The 23,414-nt window shown below is 59.5% G+C and carries 18 protein-coding genes and 11 pseudogenes; 17 read left to right on the top strand and 12 right to left on the bottom strand.

Features of this window, described 5'->3' with window-relative positions:
* Window positions 1-1,035: 1,035 nt before the first annotated feature.
* A pseudogene (locus tag CQ13_RS41800) lies at window positions 1,036-1,601 on the top strand (IS630 family transposase); the annotation flags it as partial.
* Between the two features lie 15 nt (window positions 1,602-1,616).
* Here the strand turns inward: CQ13_RS41800 and CQ13_RS31805 are convergent.
* Window positions 1,617-2,570: pseudogene (locus tag CQ13_RS31805) on the bottom strand (IS630 family transposase); the annotation flags it as partial.
* A gap of 483 nt (window positions 2,571-3,053) precedes the next feature.
* Here CQ13_RS31805 and nolL point away from each other — a divergent pair.
* Window positions 3,054-4,166: a nodulation factor fucose acetyltransferase NolL gene (gene nolL / locus CQ13_RS31810; protein WP_197427509.1), complete on the top strand. Its 1,113-nt coding sequence runs from the start codon at window positions 3,054-3,056 to the stop codon at window positions 4,164-4,166.
* A gap of 104 nt (window positions 4,167-4,270) precedes the next feature.
* Here the strand turns inward: nolL and CQ13_RS44725 are convergent.
* From CQ13_RS44725 to CQ13_RS31825, 4 genes and pseudogenes are all read right to left on the bottom strand, one after another.
* Window positions 4,271-4,415: pseudogene (locus CQ13_RS44725) on the bottom strand (transposase domain-containing protein); the annotation flags it as partial.
* Window positions 4,416-4,528: 113 nt separating this feature from the next.
* Window positions 4,529-4,759: pseudogene (locus CQ13_RS31815) on the bottom strand (tyrosine-type recombinase/integrase); the annotation flags it as partial.
* A gap of 94 nt (window positions 4,760-4,853) precedes the next feature.
* Window positions 4,854-5,087, bottom strand: coding sequence for a hypothetical protein (locus tag CQ13_RS31820; RefSeq protein ID WP_057846765.1), 234 nt, complete (start codon window positions 5,085-5,087; stop codon window positions 4,854-4,856).
* A gap of 7 nt (window positions 5,088-5,094) precedes the next feature.
* Entirely contained in the window at window positions 5,095-5,427 is a 333-nt protein-coding gene (locus CQ13_RS31825) for a hypothetical protein (protein ID WP_057846766.1), read from the bottom strand.
* A 325-nt stretch (window positions 5,428-5,752) separates the two neighbouring features.
* On the opposite strand from CQ13_RS31825, the pseudogene CQ13_RS41805 reads away from it, so the two are divergent.
* Window positions 5,753-6,031, top strand: a pseudogene (locus CQ13_RS41805) (site-specific integrase); the annotation flags it as partial.
* A 139-nt stretch (window positions 6,032-6,170) separates the two neighbouring features.
* Here CQ13_RS41805 and CQ13_RS31830 read toward each other — a convergent pair.
* On the bottom strand, window positions 6,171-6,371 hold the full coding sequence (locus CQ13_RS31830) for a hypothetical protein (RefSeq protein ID WP_057846767.1): 201 nt from the start codon (window positions 6,369-6,371) through the stop codon (window positions 6,171-6,173).
* Window positions 6,372-6,918: 547 nt separating this feature from the next.
* Between CQ13_RS31830 and CQ13_RS31835 the strand changes: the two genes are divergently transcribed.
* The 3 genes from CQ13_RS31835 (at window position 6,919) to CQ13_RS31845 (ending at window position 9,384) form a co-directional block, all read left to right on the top strand.
* Window positions 6,919-7,209: a hypothetical protein gene (locus CQ13_RS31835; protein ID WP_057846768.1), complete on the top strand. Its 291-nt coding sequence runs from the start codon at window positions 6,919-6,921 to the stop codon at window positions 7,207-7,209.
* 467 nt (window positions 7,210-7,676) lie between these two features.
* A complete protein-coding gene (locus CQ13_RS31840; protein ID WP_347337074.1) occupies window positions 7,677-8,093 on the top strand; it encodes an MFS transporter in 417 nt (138 codons plus the stop codon).
* 931 nt (window positions 8,094-9,024) lie between these two features.
* On the top strand, window positions 9,025-9,384 hold the full coding sequence (locus tag CQ13_RS31845; protein WP_245309459.1) for an Mpo1-like protein: 360 nt from the start codon (window positions 9,025-9,027) through the stop codon (window positions 9,382-9,384).
* Between the two features lie 465 nt (window positions 9,385-9,849).
* On the opposite strand, the pseudogene CQ13_RS45990 reads toward CQ13_RS31845, so the two are convergent.
* The 3 genes and pseudogenes from CQ13_RS45990 to CQ13_RS31860 form a co-directional block, all read right to left on the bottom strand.
* Window positions 9,850-10,052 (bottom strand): annotated as a pseudogene (locus CQ13_RS45990) (transposase); the annotation flags it as partial.
* Window positions 10,053-10,443: 391 nt separating this feature from the next.
* Window positions 10,444-10,857 carry an ArsC/Spx/MgsR family protein gene (locus CQ13_RS31855; RefSeq protein ID WP_057846771.1) on the bottom strand — a complete coding sequence of 138 codons (414 nt, stop codon included), beginning with the start codon at window positions 10,855-10,857 and terminating at the stop codon, window positions 10,444-10,446.
* Between the two features lie 9 nt (window positions 10,858-10,866).
* Window positions 10,867-11,299 (bottom strand): annotated as a pseudogene (locus tag CQ13_RS31860) (response regulator).
* 424 nt (window positions 11,300-11,723) lie between these two features.
* Between CQ13_RS31860 and nifH the strand changes: the two are divergent.
* From nifH to CQ13_RS31915, 11 genes and pseudogenes are all read left to right on the top strand, one after another.
* A complete protein-coding gene (gene nifH / locus CQ13_RS31865; RefSeq protein ID WP_057846786.1) occupies window positions 11,724-12,608 on the top strand; it encodes a nitrogenase iron protein in 885 nt (294 codons plus the stop codon).
* A 128-nt stretch (window positions 12,609-12,736) separates the two neighbouring features.
* On the top strand, window positions 12,737-13,447 hold the full coding sequence (locus tag CQ13_RS31870) for a nitrogen fixation protein NifQ (RefSeq protein WP_082637762.1): 711 nt from the start codon (window positions 12,737-12,739) through the stop codon (window positions 13,445-13,447).
* Window positions 13,448-13,469: 22 nt separating this feature from the next.
* Complete coding sequence (irr, locus tag CQ13_RS31875) at window positions 13,470-13,970, top strand: Fur family transcriptional regulator Irr (RefSeq protein WP_245309455.1); 501 nt, start codon at window positions 13,470-13,472, stop codon at window positions 13,968-13,970.
* 175 nt (window positions 13,971-14,145) lie between these two features.
* Window positions 14,146-15,334: pseudogene (gene nifV, locus CQ13_RS31880) on the top strand (homocitrate synthase).
* Between the two features lie 191 nt (window positions 15,335-15,525).
* Window positions 15,526-15,867, top strand: coding sequence for a nitrogenase stabilizing/protective protein NifW (nifW, locus tag CQ13_RS31885; RefSeq protein WP_057846772.1), 342 nt, complete (start codon window positions 15,526-15,528; stop codon window positions 15,865-15,867).
* Window positions 15,868-16,175: 308 nt separating this feature from the next.
* Window positions 16,176-16,304, top strand: coding sequence for a hypothetical protein (locus tag CQ13_RS46575; RefSeq protein WP_283807550.1), 129 nt, complete (start codon window positions 16,176-16,178; stop codon window positions 16,302-16,304).
* Between the two features lie 30 nt (window positions 16,305-16,334).
* A pseudogene (locus tag CQ13_RS31895) lies at window positions 16,335-16,896 on the top strand (hypothetical protein).
* Window positions 16,893-18,002, top strand: coding sequence for an electron transfer flavoprotein subunit alpha/FixB family protein (locus CQ13_RS31900; protein WP_057846775.1), 1,110 nt, complete (start codon window positions 16,893-16,895; stop codon window positions 18,000-18,002). Before CQ13_RS31895 ends, CQ13_RS31900 begins: the two are co-directional and overlap by 4 nt.
* Window positions 18,003-18,013: 11 nt before the next feature.
* Entirely contained in the window at window positions 18,014-19,321 is a 1,308-nt protein-coding gene (locus CQ13_RS31905) for an FAD-dependent oxidoreductase (RefSeq protein WP_057846776.1), read from the top strand.
* Window positions 19,322-19,353: 32 nt separating this feature from the next.
* Window positions 19,354-19,650, top strand: coding sequence for a ferredoxin family protein (locus CQ13_RS31910; RefSeq protein ID WP_057846777.1), 297 nt, complete (start codon window positions 19,354-19,356; stop codon window positions 19,648-19,650).
* Window positions 19,651-20,364: 714 nt separating this feature from the next.
* Window positions 20,365-21,123: a glucose 1-dehydrogenase gene (locus CQ13_RS31915; protein ID WP_057846778.1), complete on the top strand. Its 759-nt coding sequence runs from the start codon at window positions 20,365-20,367 to the stop codon at window positions 21,121-21,123.
* A 246-nt stretch (window positions 21,124-21,369) separates the two neighbouring features.
* On the opposite strand, the pseudogene CQ13_RS31920 reads toward CQ13_RS31915, so the two are convergent.
* The 3 genes and pseudogenes from CQ13_RS31920 to CQ13_RS45995 form a co-directional block, all read right to left on the bottom strand.
* A pseudogene (locus CQ13_RS31920) lies at window positions 21,370-21,848 on the bottom strand (IS5/IS1182 family transposase); the annotation flags it as partial.
* A gap of 292 nt (window positions 21,849-22,140) precedes the next feature.
* Window positions 22,141-23,154 carry an IS110 family RNA-guided transposase gene (locus CQ13_RS31925; protein WP_057846779.1) on the bottom strand — a complete coding sequence of 338 codons (1,014 nt, stop codon included), beginning with the start codon at window positions 23,152-23,154 and terminating at the stop codon, window positions 22,141-22,143.
* Window positions 23,155-23,254: 100 nt separating this feature from the next.
* A pseudogene (locus tag CQ13_RS45995) lies at window positions 23,255-23,395 on the bottom strand (IS5/IS1182 family transposase); the annotation flags it as partial.
* Window positions 23,396-23,414: the final 19 nt, after the last annotated feature.

The raw sequence follows: 23,414 nt of genomic DNA on the forward strand, positions 1-23,414 counted from the left end.
TCGAACCGGAACAATTGAAGCAACCGCCGAGCATTGAGACCGGTCGGGAGCAACTCATTCGCGCCGTGATCGAGGAGATCCGGCCCAATCCGCAACGCTGCCTGGGTCCTTGCTGTCGGCGGCAGAAACCTGCCTGGATCGCTCCCGCCGGATGATCTTCGAAGTGAGTTGGGCGAGGAGTTCGGTCGTGCTTTCCGTGCTGCTGACGGGCACCAATTCCAGTGTCCCAGACGAGTGGCGTGTCCATGAGCACTGGAACGAATCCTTACGGGATCCAAAAGGTCCATGCCCAAAACATAATCCCCAGCACAAGGCACAGGAGGCGCTCGCAGAGCATGCCAACTCAGGCGACCCTGGCGTCCAAGTCGTTGATCGCGGTCTGTATCCTTCCGCATCAACGCGAATCCTGAGTCTCGCATACCCGCGCTAAATGCTCGGATTGATGGGCAAGCAAAAAGGACGCTTAACTGACAAGCGGCCCAAGTCTAGGGAGGAAACGTCCAAGGAGGACAGCGACAGCCCGAGACGCCGCCGTGGTTGACTCGATACGTTTTGTGTTCGATGCCATTGGCGGAAAGCAAGGCGAGAGAACTATATTGCTAGGGATCACCTCGATGCTATGGACATCTTCATTCGTGACGCCAGTCAATTTTCTCTTCCCGACTTTCTGAGCATCTTGATATCCCCGGCACACCATCTGAGGATGTCTGCGTCAATGCCTTCCGGTGGGTGCCCTCACACGAGAGTGAAACGGCGTACGCGCCACAGGCGTCTGGTATCAGGAAGATTGTCGGCTCCGAACCAAATGTCGACAATGCGACGCATGCAGATACTGCGTGCAGACTCAATCTTCTTTGTTGCGGCACGGCGCTTGCTTCTTTAGCCTTGGCATCTCCGATGAGGCATGGACGGTGATGTCTAGTGGTTCATCATAGTGATTTTGACGTTTTGATACCGAGCCATTCGAGGATGGGCAAGTTTTCCGGTGGCAAGAGAATCTCGATGCTTCTGGGGACGCCGGGTTGACGTCGAGACCCCGTCCAGCTCATCGGCGAGGTGCGTCAGCCGATCCCGGCCAGGACAGCGCGAGCGCTACGATTATGAGTACCGCCGCAACGGCACCGTCAATCTCTTCGTCACCTTCGATCCGCATCGCGGCTGGCGCAACGTCAAGATAACAGACCGCCGCGCCGCCGTGGACTACGCCCACTGCATGCGTGAACTCGTCGACGTCCATTATCCCGATGCCGCCTGTATCCGTGTCGTGCAGGACAATCTGTCGATCCACACCGCCGGCGCGCTGTATCAAGCATTTGCGCCCGCCGAGGCCCGTCGCATCCTGCGTCGCCTCGAATTCCACTACACCCCGAAACACGCCAGTTGGCTCAACATGGTCGAGTGCGAGATCAGCGTGCTGCAGCGCCAGTGTCTCGGCCGCCGCATCGACGACCCCAAACGGCTCCGAAAAAGAGATCGCAGCATGGCAACGGCAGTGAAACAAAGCACGAGACCGCATCAAATGGATGTTCACAACCGACAAAGCCCGCGCCAAACTCGGCCGCGCATATCCAACCTCCGCCAAAGAGTCAAAATCACTGTGATGAACCACTAGCACTATGCTCCTGGAGTTGCTTAAGGCTGGTGAAGGAAGCGCCGCTGCGCGACTGCCCCTGCAGGATCGAAAACCAAACCTCGACCTGATTGAGCCAGGATGCGCTTGTCGGCGTGAAATGAAATTTCACATTGGGGTGTGCCTTTAGCCAGTGCTCGTTCTTCTTGTGGATCTTGAGGTCGTCGAGGATGACGTGAAGCTGGCGGTCCGGAAAAGCTGAGGTGACGCTGTCCATGAAGTCGAGGAACTCGACACGGCGCCGCCGTTTTGAATGCGTCACGATGATCTTTCCGGTCGCAACCTCGAGCGCCGCAAACAGCGTTGTCGTGCCATGCCGCTTGTACTCGTGGCTCTGACCGGTCAAGGCGCGACCATTGGGCAACTTCAGATAACCTTGCGCTCGCTCCAAAGCCTGGATTGAAGGCTTTTCGTCCACGCATAGCACGATAGCCTTCTCGGGCGGGGCGACGTAGAGGCCGACAACATCGGCGGCTTTGGCCGTGAAGTTCGGGTCGTTGCTCTCGCACCAGGACTTGCGAGCCACGAGGTCGATCTTGTGGTTGCGCAGAACCGCCAGACATATTGGACGTTAACATCGCCCAGCGCCTCGGCCAGCAGGGGCCCGGTCCAGCGCGCAAACCCTTTCGGTGGCTGCTTGTCCAACAGCCGCAGAATCCGCTTGTCGGTGGCCTTCGTATAGATCGGCTGCTTGCCAGGCCGCCGCCTCTCCTGCAGCCCTGCAAGGCCAAGGTCGGCATAGCGATGCCGCCACAGGTTGACAATCCGAGGCTGGACCCCGACTTCCTTGGCTATCGACCGCGTGCTGCGCCCGGCCGCCGCCAACAAAACTATCCGCGCCCGCTTCAAATCGCGCTGCAATGTCGCCGGCGAACGACAACGCGCCTCCAGGACCTTGCGATCCTTTCGAAAGGTGAACTTCTCTTGCCTCGGGTATCATCCCGATCTTGAATCACGACTCACCCTCTAAGGAGGGTGGGTACTAGCTGCTCGTGATGGCAACGCCGAATGCACCCAGTGGGAGGAGCTGCTGCGCAAGCTGCGCTGCATATGTTCAGGCTCTCATGCTCGAGTTGGTACGCCGCTATGGCGACTCCTGGCAGTGCGTTGCAAACACCTCTTCCGGTTGCACACGCTGCAACGCGCCCGCTCGATCAGGCAAGCCGATCGAATTGGGGTAGAGCTTCCATCGGTAAACCTTCGTATAGCAGGTCCCCTCTTTTCTATACCGATCGCCCACCTCCGTACAATTGAACATGTCATCGACCTCCGTCAGCTTTCGGGAGCCGTAGAATGTTGATGGAAAATGCCTCCGCTATCGCCGAATGGATTGATTGCGCGATGCAAAGCTGGAGCAGCGAAGTGCCTTTCATAATAGGTGACCGGCAGCTTATACCTATGTTCGGCAGCTCGGTTTGATACATTGCCAAAAATAACTGGATCGACTGTGCCCGGGGCGCGCACGCCGGAGGCAAACGATCGAGATCTAGGTTTAGATTTCGCGAAAGGAGTGCTCATCACTTTGGTGATCGTCGGTCACCTGATCCAATATGTCGTCTACCGAGATGAAGGCTTCTGGGAGTCGCCATGTTTCAAATGGATCTACATGTTCCACATGCCACTCTTTATGGCGATAAGCGGATATCTTTCTTGGCGAGCGCTCTTGCGAAAGTCATTCACTCAAGCCATCGGTGATCGTGCGATGCAGCTCTTGTTGCCCATGCTGTTTTGGTACGCTCTCCTAGAGACAGCCAAGTTGGCCGCATTTAGCTCGTCTGCAAGCGAACCAGGCAGCGTTTTGCAGTGTCTAAACGATTCCGCGGGCACATATTGGTTCATCTGGGCTGCTTTTGTTTCTTTCCTTCTAGTCAAAATTCTTTCGATTTTCAATCGTCGGTCGCCCTGGATCCTATTCGTATCAGTCATACTAGTCGCACTTGCACCTGTGACATTTTCCATATCACCTCTCATAAGGTATACTTTCCCGTTTTTCTGCCTAGGAGTCTCTTTTGCTCAGTCGAGAGAATGGTGGACGAGCATAACGCGATCTCACAAGCCGCTCTTAATCACGTTTCTCTCCATAGCGGCTTTGGTGTGCTTTCTAGCCTGGCGCAAAGACACTTACATCTACAACAATCTCGCCCTAGTGCACGATATGCAGTCGGCAAAAAACGTACTTCTGATGCTTCTTGGCTCCGCAGCGGCCTCAGCGATCGTGATCGTGCTCGTCCTCCAATGCTGGAAAGTTGGCCGCTCAAATCGAGTCACCCGCTTTATCACCGTGGAACTGGGACAGAGCACGCTGCTGCTATACTTGATACAAAGTACGGTCTTTCGTCTCATGGATTCGATACAATACGGGGAACTTTGGGATCTCACGACCAGGTTGGCCGTCGCGGGAATTCTTGGGGGAGCGATTGTTGCCGTCGCGCTAATGGTGCGCTGGATCGTGCGCGACATTCCCTATCTATCTCAGCTCGTTCTTGGAGCGCCACCACGCTCGGCTTGTCTAAAGTATCAGCCCGCAGATAATTAGCTGCAGCCGAGATCTGAATCCTGGAGAGCCCGGCTCCTGGTTGGTCTCCTCGCAGCTTCTGCCATTGGTTGGGGTGACGTGATGGACCTTGTTGACGTGCGTCGTCATGCCGCTGGAGCGGAGATCGCTGATGCTGGCGTCCAATTCCAGGGCAGGAGCTCGTCCAGCCGATGAGCCGGATGGGCGGCGATGCGGGCAAAGGACATCGGCCAGCCAGGCTTGCGAATCAACGCCGTTAATTCTTGCCGTTTATGCCGCCCGCCGAACTATGCCGAACGGGTATGGTATGGCACGCCGTTGTCACGCTGGCACCGTCGATCGCGTGCACGGCAGCCCCATTCCATTCGGCATAGTCTGGTCGTTCAGAGCGCTTCCAGAAAGGCGAGCAGGCGGTCGTTCGGCTGGAAGCGGGTTCGCTTGCCGCGCTCGTACGGCTTGAGCTTCGCCAGGGCAGCTTCCTTGAGGGCGAGGTGGGCGTGCAGGTACGTCTGCGTCGTCTCGACCGATTCATGACCGAGCCACGGCGCGATCACGGAACAGTCGACGCCGGCTTGCAGCGGTTCCATCGCAGCGCTGTGCCTCCTATGTCTTGGTCGATATAGCAGGCACTGGACTAAACCGCTCCGCGGTAGGCAGCGATGGCGGCGGCCTGAAGAAGGAAGCGGCACAGAGTGCGCGGCAGCGGCATTAACGATCCTTCGCTGTGCGTCGCGCCGTCCGACCCGTGGCCTCGCTGAACAGGTGGCGGGGGATGTTGATTATCGCAAAACGTCGCCGTTCTTCCGGGTGGGTTTCAAAATCGGCCTCCACAAAAATCTCGACGGTCTCCTCACTGGCATGAACTTCGACGCGTAGCGGCGCGTCTTCAAACTCCACTTCATATCGACGACCATTCTTTCCTCGGATAATCGCGTGCGCCATTTCTATGCTACCTCCGGCCCTGCTTCTTGAGCTTCTTCACTCGGTGCTTCTGATAATCCAGAACGGCCGCTGCAAGTGGCATCGAGCGCGGCACGCGCACATGTGTGAGGGAGACGACAAGCGCTCTGCCTGTTTCTTCCGAGCGAGACAAATGGCAGATGATACCGCCCTCGTCACCGGCGTATGACAAATCCCAGACGACGTGGTGCATCCGATCAGCATCGGCAACATTCTCGGCTTGCAGATATTCGATCAACGATGGTGCCAGTTCAACGTCAAATGGCGCAGCTACCTTGAGTGCGGCGAGCAGCCGGGTGGTCTTCTCCGGATTGTCGAGCATAGGTCGTCCATCTTTTACGGGCGAATCAGAGAGCCGACGATCAGGGATGATAGCGAATATGGCTCAACAGAGCCATATTCGCTATCCGTCGCACAACTCGCCTTCCTCCCATTGCTGGTTGACCCGATCCAATAGCGACGACCTCACGGGCATTACCCCGCTTCCTCGCTAATACAACGCAGTCCGCCCCTCTCCGGCGCATCACCGCCTCGCGGTAGGCGACTCGTGGCAAGCTTCGGTACCACCATCTGATCTTCCTGCATTCCCGACGAAGTTCGATTGCGAGATGCTGGAGGCGCTGCTTGCATCGCTTAAGGAGCTTCCCATGACGGTTCTTCGACAACGGATGACTGAGGACATGCAGGTGCGGAATCTGTCGCCGCATACACAGGCATCGTATCTCCAACAGGTATCGCTGTTTGCACGTTACTTCCGCTGACCCCCGAGCACATCCGGGAATTATCAAATCTACCTCACGAACGAGAAGAAATTGGCCCCCAATTCAATCCATACGGCTGTCGCGGCGCTTCGGTTCCTTTACAGGATTACGCTCAAGAAGGACTGGACCTTTGGAGAAGACATCCCGCTTCCAAAAAAGCCGCAGAGCCGCGCGGGTCGGTACCGCTCTCCCGCACGATGCAGAAGCCCCGGGCATACACCCCCGCAACGAAAGGACCGAAGTACGCGACAGCTCAAGTACGCGGGTGATGCCGCCCGCCGCTCCGCGGAAAGCGCCAAATGAGCTACAAGGCCGGCTTTGCCAACGGCGGCCGCGTGAAGGCATACCCGAAGATGTAGTATGGCGCCGGCAGCGGCGAGGGCCTTCTCGAGAAGACAAAGTACGGCGACAAGGCCAACCCGCGGAAATGATCCTGGTGCGGCATCTGGTGGCCGGTGCCGGCGGCGAGCGGCGATTTTGGCGTTGCCCTTGCCGATCTCGACATAAACCTTCGTATCGTTCCGTCGCACCTTTTGGATGCTCGACGATTACCTGCGTTCAATTGAGCTGCTGATGGCTTTCATCCTAGGCTGCATCCTGCCCTCCTTGGGCGTTTCCTCCCTAGACTTCGGCCGCTTGTGGCAACGCAGGCGGCCTTTTCCTTGTCAGATGCCCGCTGACTCGCATGGCGCTTCCACAACTGGCTCGGAAACAAGTGGCCGGGCTGTAAATGAGCGTCACCATCGCCATCAAGCTGGCCGAACGTCTTCAGGCCAAGCTTGATGAGCTGGATAGGTGATCGATGCCATCACGTCGGATAATCTCAAAGATTGGGGCCGGTATCAGCGCAAGGTGGTGCCGCAAGGCGCCCGCCGACGCGCGCACGGTGCTCGCTGAGACGATGGAAGACATCCTGAAAGAGTAGGAGGAGAGGGAAGGGATGGTATGCGTTTCGACACGGGAACGGCGCTCGGAGTCGGAGGACCAGAAGACCGAGCTTATGAAGCTCATTGGCGATCTGTGCAGCATCGAGCTGCTGAACAACAAAGGTCTTGGTCGGCATCTACATCGAGCCGGAGAAGACCAAGGGCGGGCTCATCCTGTCGACCGGCGCGATCAAGGAATCAGTCTGGCAGGGCACCGTCGGCCTGGTGCTCAAGAAGCGCAAGACCGCCTTCAACGATGAGCCGGAGACCGGCACCTATTTTCACGGCTATGACGTCAACGTCGGCAATTGGGTTGTATTCCGGTCCGGCGATGCTCGCGCGTCCGGATCAATGGCGTGGATTGCCGCATGGTCGAGGACACGCTGCTCGACATGGTGGTCGACAACCGTGACGTGATCACACACCGACGATAGTGATACGGTTTGGCAGAGCCTTCGGGCGCACTGAACGAAAGCGCCCGTTTTTCAGCTTTGAGACCAATGTCCGCGACTTGACGCAACACACACCCAGTACGAAGCGACTGTAGAACCTCCAACTTTCAAAATCGGCACGCCGCTTGCTTCGTTCGGGGCACCATCACCGGTCGGAGGCGGGGCGGTGCTGTAAGGGCGGACTCGGCACTTCCTCCGTGGCGTCCCGGCCGCCCCGCCAATTTGCTGTGAGGCGACATGAAACAGCATGTTCGGGCGGCTGCAACTGCGGTCGCAGCCGCTCACGCTCCGCCGTGATGTCCTTAGCGTGTCCGAACACGAAGCCACCAACTTTTCCTCCGGGGTTCACCGATGATGTCCGTCGATCGCCTGGCCACCCGGCTCGCGACGCGCCTTGCATTTTTTGTCGCCGGCTTCGGCATTGCGGCCTGGGTGCCGCTGGTGCCGTTCGCGAAGGAGCGGCTGGCGGTCGATGATGGAGTTCTCGGTTTTCTGCTGCTCTGCCTGGGCGTCGGCTTGGTCGTCTCGATGATGTTGAGCGATTTGTTGTGCGCGCGCTACGGCAGCAAACCGATCATCCTGATCGGCGGCTTCGGAATTGCGCTCATCCTGCCGTGGCTCGCGGTTGCCAGTACGCCTCTGGAGCTCGGGGCCGCGCTGGTTGCCTTCGGCGCCTCGCTCGGCTCGCTCGATGTCGCTGCGAATGTCAATGCGGTCGAACTGGAACGTGCAGCGAAGCGTCCGCTGATGTCCGGCTTTCACGCGCAATTCAGCATCGGCGATTTTGCGGGCTTCGACGCAATGACCGCATTGGCTGGCTGCACGTTGGAGCTTTTTCATCAACCCTAATGTGCTCGGCCATCGTGGCGATCGCGACGGCGCTGACCTGGCCGCGACTGCCGCCAAGCGCGCAGCAGGGATCGCTGTTCGTCATGCCGCATCGGCCCATTCCCGCAGGTAGGCGATAACGGAAGCCTGGTCACGACACTGCGGTCGTCGCTGACCCCAGTTCTGGGCGCCCGCATATCGAGCTTTCATCTGGCTCGCGCTCCTGGTTTGAGACGGCGCCAGCTGAATCGCTTCGCGGCGCGCATAGCCGGATTCCGAGTTTGGCTCTAATCCGCCATAGAAGAGCGTGTCACAAATTCTGGGGTTCTCTCGCTAACGACCGAGTAACTTTGGAGTCACGTACACGGCGCGCAGGTGCGAGTGCTTGCGAAGCGTCTCCATGGAATAATGACCGTCGGTTGATGCATGTCAATGCGACCGACCGCAGCGCACGAGTAGAAGCAAGAATCGCCGAACGATCAAGGATAGATTTGATGATCGATTCGCTGTCCGTCGCGATTTTCCAACTGCGGCGCTGCTCGCGTGTGGCCGCGGACCACAATGCAAAACGCGGAGATTTCAATGACCGGCGGGATCAACTGCGGTCTCAACGATGAGGCTGAATGGTAACACCTGCGAGAAAAATGCGGTGCATCGCGCGGTCATTTCGGATACCTGTTTCATGATGCAGCCTTGTAGTCTGTTAGTCGCTGAATTAGGCGCAACGACTTCGATGCTGGCGGCGGCGTCGCGCGCTCGACGGGCAGCGAACATTCACGTGGCCGCGCTTTGAATGAGACCGTGACGTTTCCGACGGAGACTAGCAGATGCGCTTGATGAGCTTTGCCACGCCTGCCGATACAACAGGCGAACCGAGCGCCAAATGAGTTCATTTTTTCGGCGGCCGCTTGCCGACTATGTTGAGTATCATCGCGCCCCTTGGAATTGCGCCATGCATGTCTTCGGCATCGTGTTCCTGTTCCTGGCTGCCGTTCTTCCGCTCAGCCAATGGTCCATCGCCGCGTTCGGGATCCAAACCAGTGTGGCGGCCATCGCTACCATACCGGTGCTCATCTATTGGTTCCTGCTTGACTTCGCGCTTGGAGCCGCGATCCTTGGGGCTGCGATCGTATTGCTTTCAGCCGCCGCCATTTTCGTGGGTCAGGCAAATACTTTCGGAATGTGGTCGCTTACCGCTATCCTGGTTGTGATTGGCAGTGCATCGCAGGTTATTGGGCACCAGGTGTTCGAACGTCGCCGACCGGCACTGGTCGACAATCGATCCATCTGTTGCTCGGACCGATGTTTGTAATAGCGAAATTGTTTATCGTGCTCGGATTTCGGCGCGATCTGGCCGTCATCATCGACGAGCGTCCGTAAGGCCCTTTGAGTTCGTCGTGAACCGATATGCGCGACGTTGCCGAAGGTCTCATCGTTGCCGTGGGGCGCGGACGGGCTGGACATCGCTTCATGCTCGGTGGCGAAGCGATCCCGCTGAAACAGATTCTCGAACTCATGGCGGCGATCAGAGGCCGCCGCGCTCGGCGGTTTGAGGTGGCCGGCCGAGTTGCCGAGATTGGCGCTGCAGTGCTGGAATTTATCGCCGATCACGTGACGCGCCGATCGCATTCCGATAAGGCCGAAGGCGTTCGTATCACATTGCGTGCGGAGGCTATCGAGCAGAAAGGCGCAGGCCGATGCGCGCATTTCTCCACCGCAGAGTGCTGTGCTGTGCTAGTTGGGACACCTCGCAGAGGGGAATAGGACACCTATCAGACGCCTGCAACAGCATCGCCCGCAGCAGCTTCTCCGGCGGGATCAACGACCGCCCAATCGGCGAATAGAGCGACGCAAGCTCGCGCTATAGCGCCGACAGCGCCTCCCTCCCGATGGATGATCGCAGCGCGTGATCACGCCGCACCCGCGCCTCCAGGTCAACGTAGCTGAACAGCTCGCCAGTTGATTGTCGCCGCCGCGCACGCACGATCTCGGTATCTCATCGGAGGCCATGAATCCCGCTCGCCGGTAGGCGGCGAGCGCCTTTTTCAAAGCCTGCTAGACTGGTACCTCAACACAGAAGTCTTGACTGGTCGGTTTGGCATTTCCAAGAGGGATAGCTGCTCAGGAGCGACCAGCATTTCGTTGCTGCGCGGTGAGCCGGGCTGCCGCGTTATGAGACCCGCTCGTTCCAGGGGCAAGACCATCTGGTGGACCGAAAGTGGGACGCTGAAGTGCCGTTGAATATTCCAAATGTAGGCGCGTGTAGAGCCCCGACCGCCTTCAGCGAGCTTTGCTCTTCGCGCCCGTCAAGAATGGGGAGCGGAGGAAACTTCGCTCCTTTCCCTCTCGGTGGAACTACGCGCTCTGCAGCTCACCCGCTCGAGCAGTGTCCCCCGGTTTCCTCGCGCGAGCATCGCTCGACATCACCTTGCATGCTCCGCCCAACCAGCGACAGCACGGGCCCATGATCGAATCCGGCGCATCTTGCGCCATCGGCGTTGATCAGCGGGCGCCTTATCAGGAGCGGATCACTGAGCATCAGCGCGAGTGCGCTCGCCGCGTCGCTTGTTTCGGGATTAATTTCGCCTGACTTAATACGCCGCGCGGCGCGGTTGAACCAGGATGCGACCGGCGTATTGCCGAAGAAGCGGCGCAGTTCCTCCGCACGCCACGGCTCCTTCAAGATATCCTTGGCAATCACGTGGTGGCCCGCGGCCTTCAGCGCCTGCATCTGGCGCGCGTTGGTGGCGCAGCCGGGTTTGTGATAGAAAATGATCGTCGTCATGGCGCGGGCCTATTTGAGCACACTGAGCTGCACGACCGGCGTGACGCCGCCGCGTTCGAGAATGGTATCGGCCTTCTTGCGAATGGTTTCCAAGGTCGGCGGCTTGACCAGAACGCCGTGTGCGCCGGCCTTGACGGCTTCGACCGCGTCGGCCTCGTCGGATTTGTCGCGATGATCAGGATCTGAGCGTCGGGAAAATGGGCCGCCAATTCGCCGATCACGCCGGCCCCTCTTGCTTAAAATAAGAGGCTCCGAGCAACACCACATACGGTTTTAACCAATCGATGCCCCTGGCAAAGGCCTCTTCTGGCGTTGCAAGCTCATGCGTCTCGATCTCATCATGCAGCATGAATTGCAATGCCGCGCGGGTGATCTCGTTATCGTCGACCACGAACCCCCCTCGCAGGTCCATTGCTTTCGACGTTTCGACACCAATCTGCACTGTTGCTCTCCTGAAAATCCGCTCCGACAAAGCGGCTTGCAAGAGCGTTAGCAATTTCTGTTCCGTGCATGAATGCATTGAACTGGCTCGCGCTAAGCCGGCGTTTTCCCGTTTTGATGCTAGCGATCCTTGTCCGGCTTCTGACAGCGGCACGAATCCTGTCACGTTCAAAACACCTGGTTTCATCCACCGGCTCCCGAAGTTTTCAAAGTGTAATCAGAAACTTAAAGAGCGTGGACAGGGTTGGCACGGCGGTTGCTATCAGGATGCAGCAACACTGACTGAGGGCTGAGTGCACGCAGACGCGCAAGACGAGCGCTGCTCTCCTTCCCTTGAACCCCCGTGTGCCTCGTTTCTGAGAGAGAAACAAGCTCGCGCGCGAGCCAGCGCGCAATCTTTGGCAAATTGGTTGATGGAGAGCAACATGGCTTCACTGAGACAAATCGCGTTCTACGGCAAGGGCGGCATCGGCAAGTCCACCACCTCGCAGAACACGCTGGCGGCGCTGGCCGAGATGGGCCACAAGATCCTAATCGTGGGCTGCGATCCCAAGGCGGACTCGACCCGCCTGATCCTGCACGCCAAGGCGCAGGACACGATTTTGAGCTTGGCGGCGAATGCCGGCAGCGTCGAGGACCTGGAACTCGAGGACGTGATGAAGATCGGCTATCAGGACATCCGATGCGTCGAGTCGGGTGGTCCGGAGCCGGGCGTCGGCTGCGCCGGCCGCGGCGTCATCACCTCGATCAACTTCCTGGAAGAGAACGGCGCCTATGAGAACATCGACTACGTCTCCTACGATGTGCTCGGCGACGTCGTCTGCGGCGGTTTTGCGATGCCGATCCGCGAGAATAAGGCGCAGGAGATCTACATCGTTATGTCTGGCGAGATGATGGCAATGTATGCCGCCAACAACATTTCCAAGGGCATTCTGAAATATGCCAACTCTGGCGGCGTGCGGCTCGGCGGCCTGATCTGTAACGAGCGGCAGACCGACAAGGAACTGGAACTGGCGGAGGCGATGGCCAAGAAGCTCGGCACCCAGCTGATCTATTTCGTGCCGCGCGATAACGTCGTGCAGCATGCGGAGCTGCGCCGCATGACCGTGCTGGAGTATGCGCCAGAATCCCAGCAGGCCGATCACTATCGCAATCTCGCGACCAAGATCCACAACAATGGCGGCAAGGGCATCATCCCGACCCCGATCTCCATGGATGAGCTCGAGGACATGCTGATGGAGCACGGCATCATGAAGTCGGTTGACGAGGACATCATCGGCAAGACCGCAGCCGAACTCGCAGCCGAGTAAAGGACACACCGACGGAGGCCGGCCTTCCCAATGCTCAATAAGAAGGTCGGCGTTCCGGCGAAAGATGTCGTGACCAGCATCACGATGCAGCCGAGCATACTTGATCACTGTGGAAAGATCGGCAACCCATGTTCGAAGCGCAATTGTTTCCGCTTATGGCTGCCAGAGCGACTGAAGCGAACGGTGAGCGGCATAGGGGAATTGCGACCTACCGCCTGCTCACTGGGGCAGACCCCGCCGACATAACCAGTGACAGCAATTTCGATCGCCACGTGCTGGCGTCCATTCTGGTAGCCGCCACGATGGATGGTGGTCTGGTTTCCGAGAAGGTCGGTCTGACCAGCCATGAGCTAGCCGCGTTGCTGGAGCAGTACTTCCCGTCGATCCGGATAAACCGCGAGGAGTTGCTCTTGCGTGTCAAGCGCAATGAGAGCGACGAGGCGGCAATGTTGCGTGATCTCCTGCTCGCACAACGCTCGACCGAAGGGGACATCGGCAACTGGCTAGCTGGGATGATCGCGCGTCGCGCAATCGAGCCAAATCACTTGTGGGAAGATCTCGGATTGCGCGGTCGTGGCGAACTATCCCGGCTGCTAGGCCGCCATTTCGCGCCGCTGGCCGCGCGCAATACCAATAATATGCGCTGGAAGCGCTTCTTTTATCGCACGCTGTGCGAGGACGACGGCCTTGTCATGTGCACGACGCCGGTGTGCACGCAATGCAACGACTTCAACCTCTGCTTCGGCGATGAAAGCGGCGAGAGCCGCATGGCCGAGCGCCGGCGCGAGGTTCTGCTGCAGGCGGCTGTCCCGGTTGCGGCCGGCACCTGGCCAATGTGAGCGACTTCGGATGGATCGTCCGTTGGCCAGACTTCCGACCGGTGACGCCGGGGATCGCGCGGGCTTCGACGAGGTGCAGGTGGGACCGGCCTCTTCCCATCTCAGCGGGCGATGTCCCGACGCCGGCTGGAAGGATGTGTTGCTCAAGGCCGGGCTGCGACCGACGCGCCGGCGCCTGATCTTAAGCGAGCTGTTGTTTGCCAGAGGCGCCCAGCATGTCACCGCAGAGATGCTATTTGCCGAGGCGCGCGAGACCGGGTTTCCGATCTCATCGTCTACCGTCTACAACACTTTGAACCAGTTCACCCAAGCCGGCCTGTTGCGCCGGATTTGTCTTGATGGGTCGCGATCGTTGTACGACACCAACACCTCGCCGCATCCGCATTATTATCTGCACGGCGAGGATATCCTGCTCGATATTCCCGATGCGGATCTCCTGCTTGTGAATGTGCCCGAGCCGCTGCCAGACCACGAAGTCTCCTGCGTCGATCTGATCATCCATCTGAGCCGCAAGCGGAGTTGATGCCATCCCATCGCGCCGTGACGTAAGCGGACGCATCGACTTTGCGAGGCTGTCGCGTTTGCGACAATCCGGCTGTGCCGAAAACTGCGCGCTTGTTCAACGGCTTGTGGCGGGTGCCGGCGTGGCATGCGCATTGCTCAAGCCTTGCTTTGCCAAAGCCAACAAGGAGCCTCCCATGATCGCCGCCGCCTCTGCCAAACAGTCATGGTCCGAGACGGCATGGGGAAGTCCGATCGTGCTCAACGACACGACGCTGCGCGACGGCGAACAAGCGCCTGGCGTTGCCTTCACCACCGACGAAAAGGTGGCGATCGCGCAGGCGCTGGCGCGGGCCGGAGTCACCGAGATCGAAGCGGGAACGCCCGCGATGGGCAGTGAGGAGATCGCCGCCAGCCGCGCCATCGTTGATTGCTGGTCTCCCGCTCACCACCATCGGCTGGTGCCAGATGCGTGAAGCCGATGTCGATGCGGCAATCGAGGCCAAGGTGCCGATGGTCAATGTCTCGATTCCGGCTTCTGGCGTGCAGATTGCCGCCAAGCTTGGCGATAACCGCGAGCTGGCGCTGGAGCAGGTGAGGCGGGTGGTCAGTTATGCGCGCGAGCGTAGGCTTGAGGTTGCCGTCGGCGGCGAGGACTCCTCCCGCGCTGACGTCGATTTTCTCATCAAGCTGATCGCCACCGCAAAAGCCGCCGGCGCACGGCGCTTTCGTATTGCCGATACGCTCAGTGTGCTCGATCCGGACTCCACCTATGCGCTGATGGCTCGTTTGCGCGCGACCACCGATCTCGAGCTCGAATTTCACGGCCATGACGATCTCGGGCTTGCGACCGCCAATACGCTCGCCGCCATCAAGGGTGGCGCGAGCCACGCCTCGGTGACCGTCATCGGGCTCGGCGAGCGGGCGGGCAATGCGCCGCTGGAAGAAGTCGCGGTCGCGCTCAAACAGCTCTACGGGCGTGACACCGGCATCGTGCTGCCGGAACTCGAGAATGTCGCCGCGTTGGTGGCAGCCGCGGCTGCACGCACGATTCCTCTGAACAAGGCGATCGTCGATGAGCATGTATTCACCCACGAATCCGGCATTCATGTCGATGGCCTAATGAAGGATCAACGCACGTATCAGTCGCTCGACCCCAATTTGCTCGGTCGATCCAACCGTATTGTGATCGGCAAGCATTCCGGGCTGTCGTCGATCACTACCCTACTTGACGAATTGCAGCTCGCCGCCAGCGCCGAGGACGCAAGACAGATCCTGTCGCGGGTGCGGAAACATGCCATCGAGCACAAGCGGCCGGTAGCGTGCGAGACGGTGGTGGCGATCTGGCGCGCCGTCAGCGAGCGCTCGTTGACCAATGGTGCGTGAGGCGGCCATGGTCGGCATCATTACCGCCGAAACCGCCGGCGTGCCGCGCAAGCCCTCGCTGATCCGCGAAGACATAGGCCATGGAGGCCATATGCAGCGCCGCCTACGCGAAGCAGCGTCGCAAGGAGATGACCAGCCGGAGCCGGGTCCCGACCACAGGCCGGTCGACCTAACCCAAAGGAGATTTTTCGATGAGCAACACACAGGCGGCAGTTGGCATCCTGGATCGGCTCAACAAGGCCTCCTCGGCCGAAGATTTTTTTGCGCTGCTTGGCGTCGATTACGACCCCAAGATCGTCAATGTCGCGCGCCTGCACATCTTAAAGCGCATGGGACAATATCTCGCCAAGGAAGTATTCGAAGGTGGCGCGGAGGCCGAGGTCACGGCGCGGTGCAAGGCGGTGCTGGAGCAGGCTTATGCCGACTTCGTGGCGTCCTCGCCGATCGACCAGCGGGTGTTCAAGGTCTTGAAGGATGCGGTCGCGGAGCCCAAAAAACCGGCGGCCTTCGTGCCGTTGAGCTCGCTGAAATAGCCTCATACATCAGTTCAGATCTGCCTCAAGCCATGTCGGCGCGGCGCGTTGTGCCATCTTCCTCTTCATGCAGATCAACTCTGTACAGCTATGCGCGAAGCGGCGCTGTCGCATTCGCGACGTATGTCGGAATTGTACTGTCGGCGATGCTAACGGCCAGTCTTTATTTTCTCAAGTCATTGAATGGACGTCTAATTTTTGATGGCCCTAACTGGTACGGCACTTGCTGTTCTCTGGCCAAGTCCGTCACTGGTGCCGACTACACAGAATTGTTGCCCTCCGAGATGAGATATGGAGCAAGACCAATCATGTTGCCGTTACTGCTCGCCGCTCGCGCCGGCATCATCTTATGGGTCACGCTCGCGTTAATGCCGTTCGAAGTTGTCTTTGACGCCATTGAGGCTGGGATTGACCGTGAGATGGCCGCCAATGGATAACTCGCGTTCCACGCTACTTTTGGAGAAGGCATGCACAGTATCGTTTGCACCAAGCAGGTTCACGATGCCGTGCAGATTCGCGGTCTATCCCGTGACCAACGCCATCGTGCGTCAGGGGGCGAGCATCATCAACCGATACGCCTTGTTCGCGCTCGAGGCCGCGCTCCAATCGCGTGACAAGTTCGGCGGCGAGATCGCCGCGCTCACCACGGTGGACGCGGAGCGCCGCGCCGAACGCGGCGTGCAGATGTTGCGCACAAAGCTGCCCTGCCTGGTCAGCCAAGGGGGAAGCAACCAGCCAGATCTGCAGCGCCGTGATGACCGCCGCCCTGCGCGAGGCGCTAGGGCCGGTTGTAAAATGGAGCGCGCAGGAGGCCGGCGTCGAGGAGTCTCGAAATGCGTCGTGCCCGGCTCGCCGACCATCGTCAAGCGCGCCTTTGCGCCGTCGCCACGCGCCGAGAGGGCCGGGCTGGTGGAAGCCGCCAAGCAGCCGACGGAGGTGCTGATGAAAGCCATCTTGAAGGATCAACCCAAGCTAGAGACCGATCTTGTGGCGCGGCGCGCAGGTTCTGAGGGGAATTCAACGCTATGAGCAACATCACCAAAGCTCCTACGCCGGCCGGGGGCGGCCGCGCAGGAATCAAAAAAGAATTGCCCGAGCACTTTAAGGCCTACAAGCACATCTGGGTCTTCGTCGAGCAGGAGCGCGGCCAGGTGCATCCCGTCTCCTGGGAACTCATGGGTGCGGGCCGCAAGCTTGCCGACAAGCTGAAGGTTGATCTCGCCGCGGTCGTCATCGGCCCGGAGGCCGAGACCACGCGCAACGCCGCGCTCGAATCCTTCTGCTACGGCGCAGACCTAACCTATCTCGTGACCGAGAATGTGCTGTCGGAGTATCGTAACGAGTCCTACACCAAGGCGCTGACCGATCTCGTCAACACCTACAAGCCAGAGATCCTGCTGTTGGGCGCCACCACGCTCGGTCGCGATCTTGCGGGCTCGGTAGCTACTACGCTACTGACGGGTCTCACCGCCGACTGCACGGAGCTCGACGTCGACGCGGATGGTTCGCTTGCGGCCACGCGTCCGACCTTTGGCGGATCGCTGCTTTGCACGATCTACACCTTGAATTACCGGCCGCAGATGGCAACCGTCCGCCCGCGCGTGATGCCGATGCCAGAGCGTGTCGCGCGCGATGCCGCCCGCATTATCATGCATCCGCTCCGCCTGCTCGAAGAAGACATCGTCACCAAGGTGCTGTCCTTTGTGCCGGACCGTGATTCGGCCAAATCCAATCTCGCCTATGCCGACGTTGTCGTCGCCGGCGGGCTGGGGTTGGGCTCGCCTGAGAGTTTCCAGCTGATACGGCAGCTCGCCGCCGTGCTCGGCGCCGAATATGGCTGTTCGCGCCCGCTGGTACAAAAGGGCTGGGTCACCTCGGACCGGCAGATCGGCCAGACGGGCAAGACCATCCGGCCAAAGCTCTATATCGCCGCAGGCATTTCCGGCGCGATCCAGCATCGGGTCGGCGTGGAGGGCGCCGATCTAATCGTCGCCATCAATACCGATAAGAACGCGCCAATCTTTGACTTTGCCCATATCGGCGTCGTCAACGACGCTATGCACCTGTTACCAGCGCTGACGGCCGCATTTCGTACACGGCTTTCACCGCATTCGCGCGACCGGATCGCGAGCTAGAGGAGGTTGTTGTGATCGAGGAGAAGTTCGATGCAATCGTGGTCGGCGCCGGCATGTCGGGCAACGCGGCGGCTCTGGCCATGGCTCAACGCGGCATGAAGGTGCTGCAGCTCGAGCGCGGTGAATATGCCGGATCGAAGAATGTTCAGGGCGCAATCCTCTATGCCGACATGCTCGAAACGCTGATCCCGGACTTCCGCGATGACGCGCCGCTCGAACGTCATCTCGTCGAGCAACGGTTCTGGATAATGGACGATCGCTCCCATCTCGGCGTGCACTACCGCTCCGAAGACTTCAACGAGGAGCGGCCGAACCGCTACACGATCATCCGCGCGCAGTTCGACAAATGGTTCTCCTCGAAAGTGCGCGAGGCCGGCGCGACCGTGCTGTGCGAGACCACCGTCACTGAGCTCGCGCGGGACGCCCATGGGAAAGTCATCGGTGTTCGTACGGATCGCCGCGACGGCGAAATCCACGCAGATGTCGTGGTGCTGGCCGAAGGCGTGAATGGCCTTCTCGGTACGCGTGCGCGCCTGCGCGAGCGGCCCAAGCCCGACAAGGTGGCACTCGCGGTTAAGGAAATGCACTTTTTGCCGCGTGAGACCATCGAGGCCCACTTCAATCTCAAGGGCGACGAAGGCGTCGTTGTCGAAGCGGCCGGCACCATTTCCAGTGGCATGACCGGAATGGGCTTCATCTATGCCAATAAGGAGTGCATCTCGATCGGCATCGGCTGTATCGTCGCCGACTTTCAGCGCACCGGAGAGACGCCATATGGGCTGCTCGACCGCTTCAAGCGTCACCCGTCCGTGGCGCCCCTGATCGAGGGCTCGGAGGTCAAGGAATACTCCGCGCACCTCATTCCTGAAGGCGGCTACAAGGCGATCCCGCAGCTCTATGGCGATGGCTGGGTAGTGGTGGGCGATGCGGCGCAGCTCAACAACGCCATTCATCGCGAGGGCTCTAACCTCGCGATGACTTCGGGCCGCATCGCGGCGGAAGCGATCGTCCAGGTGAAATCGCGCAGCCATCCCATGACCGCGGCAAATCTGTCAGTCTACAAGAAGATGCTGGACGACTCCTTCGTGATTAAGGATCTCAAGAAGCACAAGGATATGCCGATGCTGATGCATACCAACTCGCAAAACTTCTTTCTCACCTATCCGCAGCTCGTCTCCAGGGCGATGCAGAACTATGTACGCGTCGACGGTACGCCGAAGGCTGAGAAAGAGAAGGTGACATTGAAATCCTTTGTCAATGCGCGGTCCTGGACCGGTCTATTTGGCGATGCATTCCGCCTCGCCCGTGCCTGGCGCTAACCAGCCAAAATCGAAGCCAAGGAAGCTGAAATATGAATGTTGAGACATCAGTGCGCGTCGAGGACAAGCTGTTCTACAACCGCTATCTCGTCGACGTCGGTCGTCCCCACATCAAAGTGCGCGCACACACGCAGCCATCCCCGCAGCTGCTTGCACTTTTAAAGGTCTGCCCGGCGCGCTGCTATGAGCTCAACGACAAGGGGCAGGTCGAGGTCACCGTCGACGGCTGCATCGAGTGCGGCACCTGCCGGGTCATCGGCGAGCCCACCGGCGACATCGAATGGAGCTATCCGCGCGGCGGATACGGTGTGTTGTTCAAGTTCGGATGAGAGCTGCACGGCAGGCGTAGTGTGATCGCCCTTTTGTTGAGACGATCTCACGGCAGATCCATGTCTCCGCGCCCCGCTTGTGAGAGAGGCCGAATCGATGGCGGTAGCTGGTGACGTGCCCGGCGTACGGAACGGTCGCGGGAGCTTTGCCTTGCATCAGATTTCCTAGCTTTTCTGCGCGCCATCATTGGCGCGCTGATGAGAAAGACCTGGATCTTCCCGCCGCTGCACGCGGCAGAACCTCATGTGCGTTGCTCTCGCCAAAGCCTGATCCAACGCAGCAGGCGGCGCCGCGAACGCCTGTTTGGTGGGAGCCGGCGCCGGTACGCGGCAGCAGCCTATCTCATCAAGGAGGGCGGGACTATCGCGCGAGAATGTCGTCCCTTCGAGAAGACGGAGCAGTTCGGTGACGGCAGCCATGCCCATGGCGAAGGATGGCTAGGTCATGCGCGGCGGGGCGCATGTTCGAGGAGAATTCCACTTGCACCTACGAACTGCTGACCTCCATTTCGCTAGAGCAGGCATCCGGCCAAGTCGGCGTAGGAAGAACTGATGGAGGACCATGAAGAGTTCTTCTGAAATGATAAGGCGCGCCAGCTTTCGGGCGGCGAGATCGTCAAGGTGTCCAGTTTCGGTCTACGCGAGAAAGATGGGCTCGAGCTGATCGCCCCGCTGCACCGCCACTGATCAACGGAGCGAAGCAAGGAACATGTCATGGGACGTGTGAACGAAAAGGTCATTCTGGTAACCGGCGGAGCTCGTGGCATGGGTGCAGCTCATGCGCGCCTGCTTGTCGCTGAAGGCGCCAAGGTCGTAATCACTGATATTCTTCATACAGAAGGAGAGGCTCTCGCGGCTGAACTGGGCACTTCCGCCGTCTATGTGCGTCAGGACGTCACCCAGCCGGAGGAGTGGGCTAGGGCGGTCGCGACCGCCGAGAGCAGCTTCGGCGCGCTGCATGGGCTGGTTAACAATGCTGGAATCGCCAGCATGGCCCCGATCGAGCAGTTCCCGCTCGATCAGTGGAACAAGGTTATTGCCGTCAATTTAACCGGTGCGTTCCTTGGAATGCAGGCGGCCCTGCCGGCAATCCGGCGCGGGGGCGGAGGTTCGATTGTCAACATCTCGTCCGTCGAGGGGCTGCGGGGCACTGCCGGGCTTCATGCCTATGTTGCTTCCAATTTCGGCGTGCGGGGCATAACCAAGTCTGCTGCGCTGGAGGCCGCGGCCTCGGGCGTCCGCGTCAACTCGATCCATCCCGGCTTCATCACCACGCCGATGACCGAGAGCTTCGATCCCTCCACTTTCCCCATTCCGCTGGGACGGGCAGGCCGGCCGCAGGAAGTGTCGCAGGCAGTCTTGTTCCTGCTCAGCGACGAGTCCAGTTATCTTACCGGTTCCGAGATCGTCATCGATGGCGGTCTGACGACCGGCGTCCCACACAAATGGCTGGCGCCCGAGTATTTCTTTTGATGAGCACCAACTGATCGTCCACGCCAGGACAACAAGACGGCGCGGTTCGTCGTGTCAGCTCTCGGGATCTTCGGAGGTGGTGTCTCAGTTTGAAATTAGACCACCCAAGTGCGGTGCCTCTTCTCGGCTTCGACCGAAAAGGCAAGTTTTGTCGGCTCACAGTCTGCGACTTTGCCGTGAACGAATAGGGGGCCTCTTTCGCCGTTTTAGCCCTCAATAACTTGTCGTCCGTGAAGAAGACCGATTTCACGCCGGATTATTCAGCGGGCCGGGGAAGAGTGCGGTCAGGAACAGGCGCAGCAAAAGGCTGAGCCAGCGGATGAGGCGGGGAAGTTGTAGCCGGCGGCGGCGAGGACGGCGTTGGCGGCGTCGCCCTGGCGGAACCAGAGATAGTTGCGGCCCATGCGGTGCTCGGCCTTGAGATGGCCGATGACGGGCTCGACGGCGGCCCTACGGCGCAGTTCGCGCTTGATCCTCGGCGTCACCCCTCGCTTCTGGCCGGAGAGGAAGACCCTGGACTTGTAATCGGGTGGCGCGTTGTGGCCGCGATATCCCTTGTCGGCGAGGAGGCGCGCGATGATGTTGCCGATCAGCGCCTCCATGTCCGGGATCACGGTGGCCAGCGTGTGGCCGTCATAGGGATTGCCGGGCAACGCCTTCACATGGGTGACGAACTGGCCGCCCTTGGCGTGGCCGATCGTGGTGGCGACGGAGACTTTGACGCCGATCTATGGACCACGCCCGCGTTGCAAGAGGGATCGACAAAGGGATGAAGTGGTTTGCGCCAATCTATCCGGCTTCGATTTGAGGCTGTCGCCCCGAGCCATTATGGATATCCGCGCCACTTCTGTCCTCAATAACTCGCCGGCCTCAAGGAGGGCCATGGAGTCGAACCAGGCTTCAGAAGTGTCGGTGGAACCGTTTCTCCATTCGTTCTTTCCGTCTCGCAAACCTCGGCGGGATAGTGTGCTATTCCGATCGGATCTTGGATCTTCCTTCCTTCCCGGGTCGGGCGTGCTATGCAGCGTGGCCCAGGAAACTCGCTTCGTAGTCACGGCCTTTTGCGAGCATGCTCCAGGCCATCCGCGCGAGTTTTGCGGCCAAGGCAACAACCAGTACATTCGAGTGGAGCCGCTTCGATGCTGCCTCCAGCCAGGCTCCGAAGCCGTGCCTGGCCCAGGTTTGGCGCCTCAGTAATACGGCTCTGGCTCCCTGAATGAACAGTGTTCGTAGATAACGGTTGCCGCGTCTTGATATGCGACCGAGAATGGTTCGATCACCGGTCGAGATTTGTTTTGGTACGAGGCCAAGCCATGCCGCAAAGTCGCGGCCCTTCTGGAACGCATCACCAGTTCCGATCGCGGCGATCATCGCGCTTGAGATGATTGGCCCGACGCCCGGCGCACTCATCAGGCGGCGACAATGCGCATCTTGCTCCGCGATCTCATTGATCTCCTTGGTGACTAACGCGACGCGACGGTCGAGATAGCGCCAGTCCTCGGCCAAGTCCTGGATGAGCCGAACCACCTGAGGTGATAGGCTTTCCGAAGGCATCGAGAGGATTTGGGGGAGTGCCAATCGGAGTGCTGCCGCTCCCTGCCGCACTGGTAGGCCTTGCTCAAGCAAAAAGCCCCGAATTTGATTGATGACCGCTGTTCTCTGTGTCACCAATCGACTGCGAACTCTGTGGAGTGCCTGTAAATCAAGTTGTTCGGCCGACTTCACTGGGACGAACCGCATTGTCGGCCGCTGAGCAGCCTCGGCGATCGCTTCAGCATCCCGAAAGTCATTCTTGTGACCCTTGAGGTATGGTTTGACGTACTGTGCCGGCAAGAGCCGTACTTGATGGCCTAATTTCTCGAGCTTGCGCCCCAGATGATGTGCTCCTGCACACGCCTCCATTCCGATTAGGCAACGCGGAACATTGCTCAGCGACTGGTCAAGCTGATTTCTAGATCGCTTCTTGCGTAACGTGATTGCGCCGGTGGCATCGAGACCAACGACATGGAATGTGTTCTTCCCGAGATCGATACGATTGTGATAATGTTCGTATTCGACATGGCTTGCGCTCCTGCTGCTGCCCGCGGGGTAGCACGTTGCCTCTGAGAGCGGGCGTGGTCCATGCCATTAACTCGTAAGGCCGATGGGCCTTGCCTTTGCCGATGCATTCGACCTCCGGCGCGTGCAGGGAATAGACCTTCGGTCCGCGCTGATGCTGCTTCTGCTCGCGCACGCGCCGCGCCAGCGCCAGCAGCTTTGCGAACGCCGCTTCGAGCGCGCCGTTATCCTTC

This window comes from Bradyrhizobium retamae, from assembly GCF_001440415.1.
Lineage (GTDB): Bacteria > Pseudomonadota > Alphaproteobacteria > Rhizobiales > Xanthobacteraceae > Bradyrhizobium > Bradyrhizobium retamae.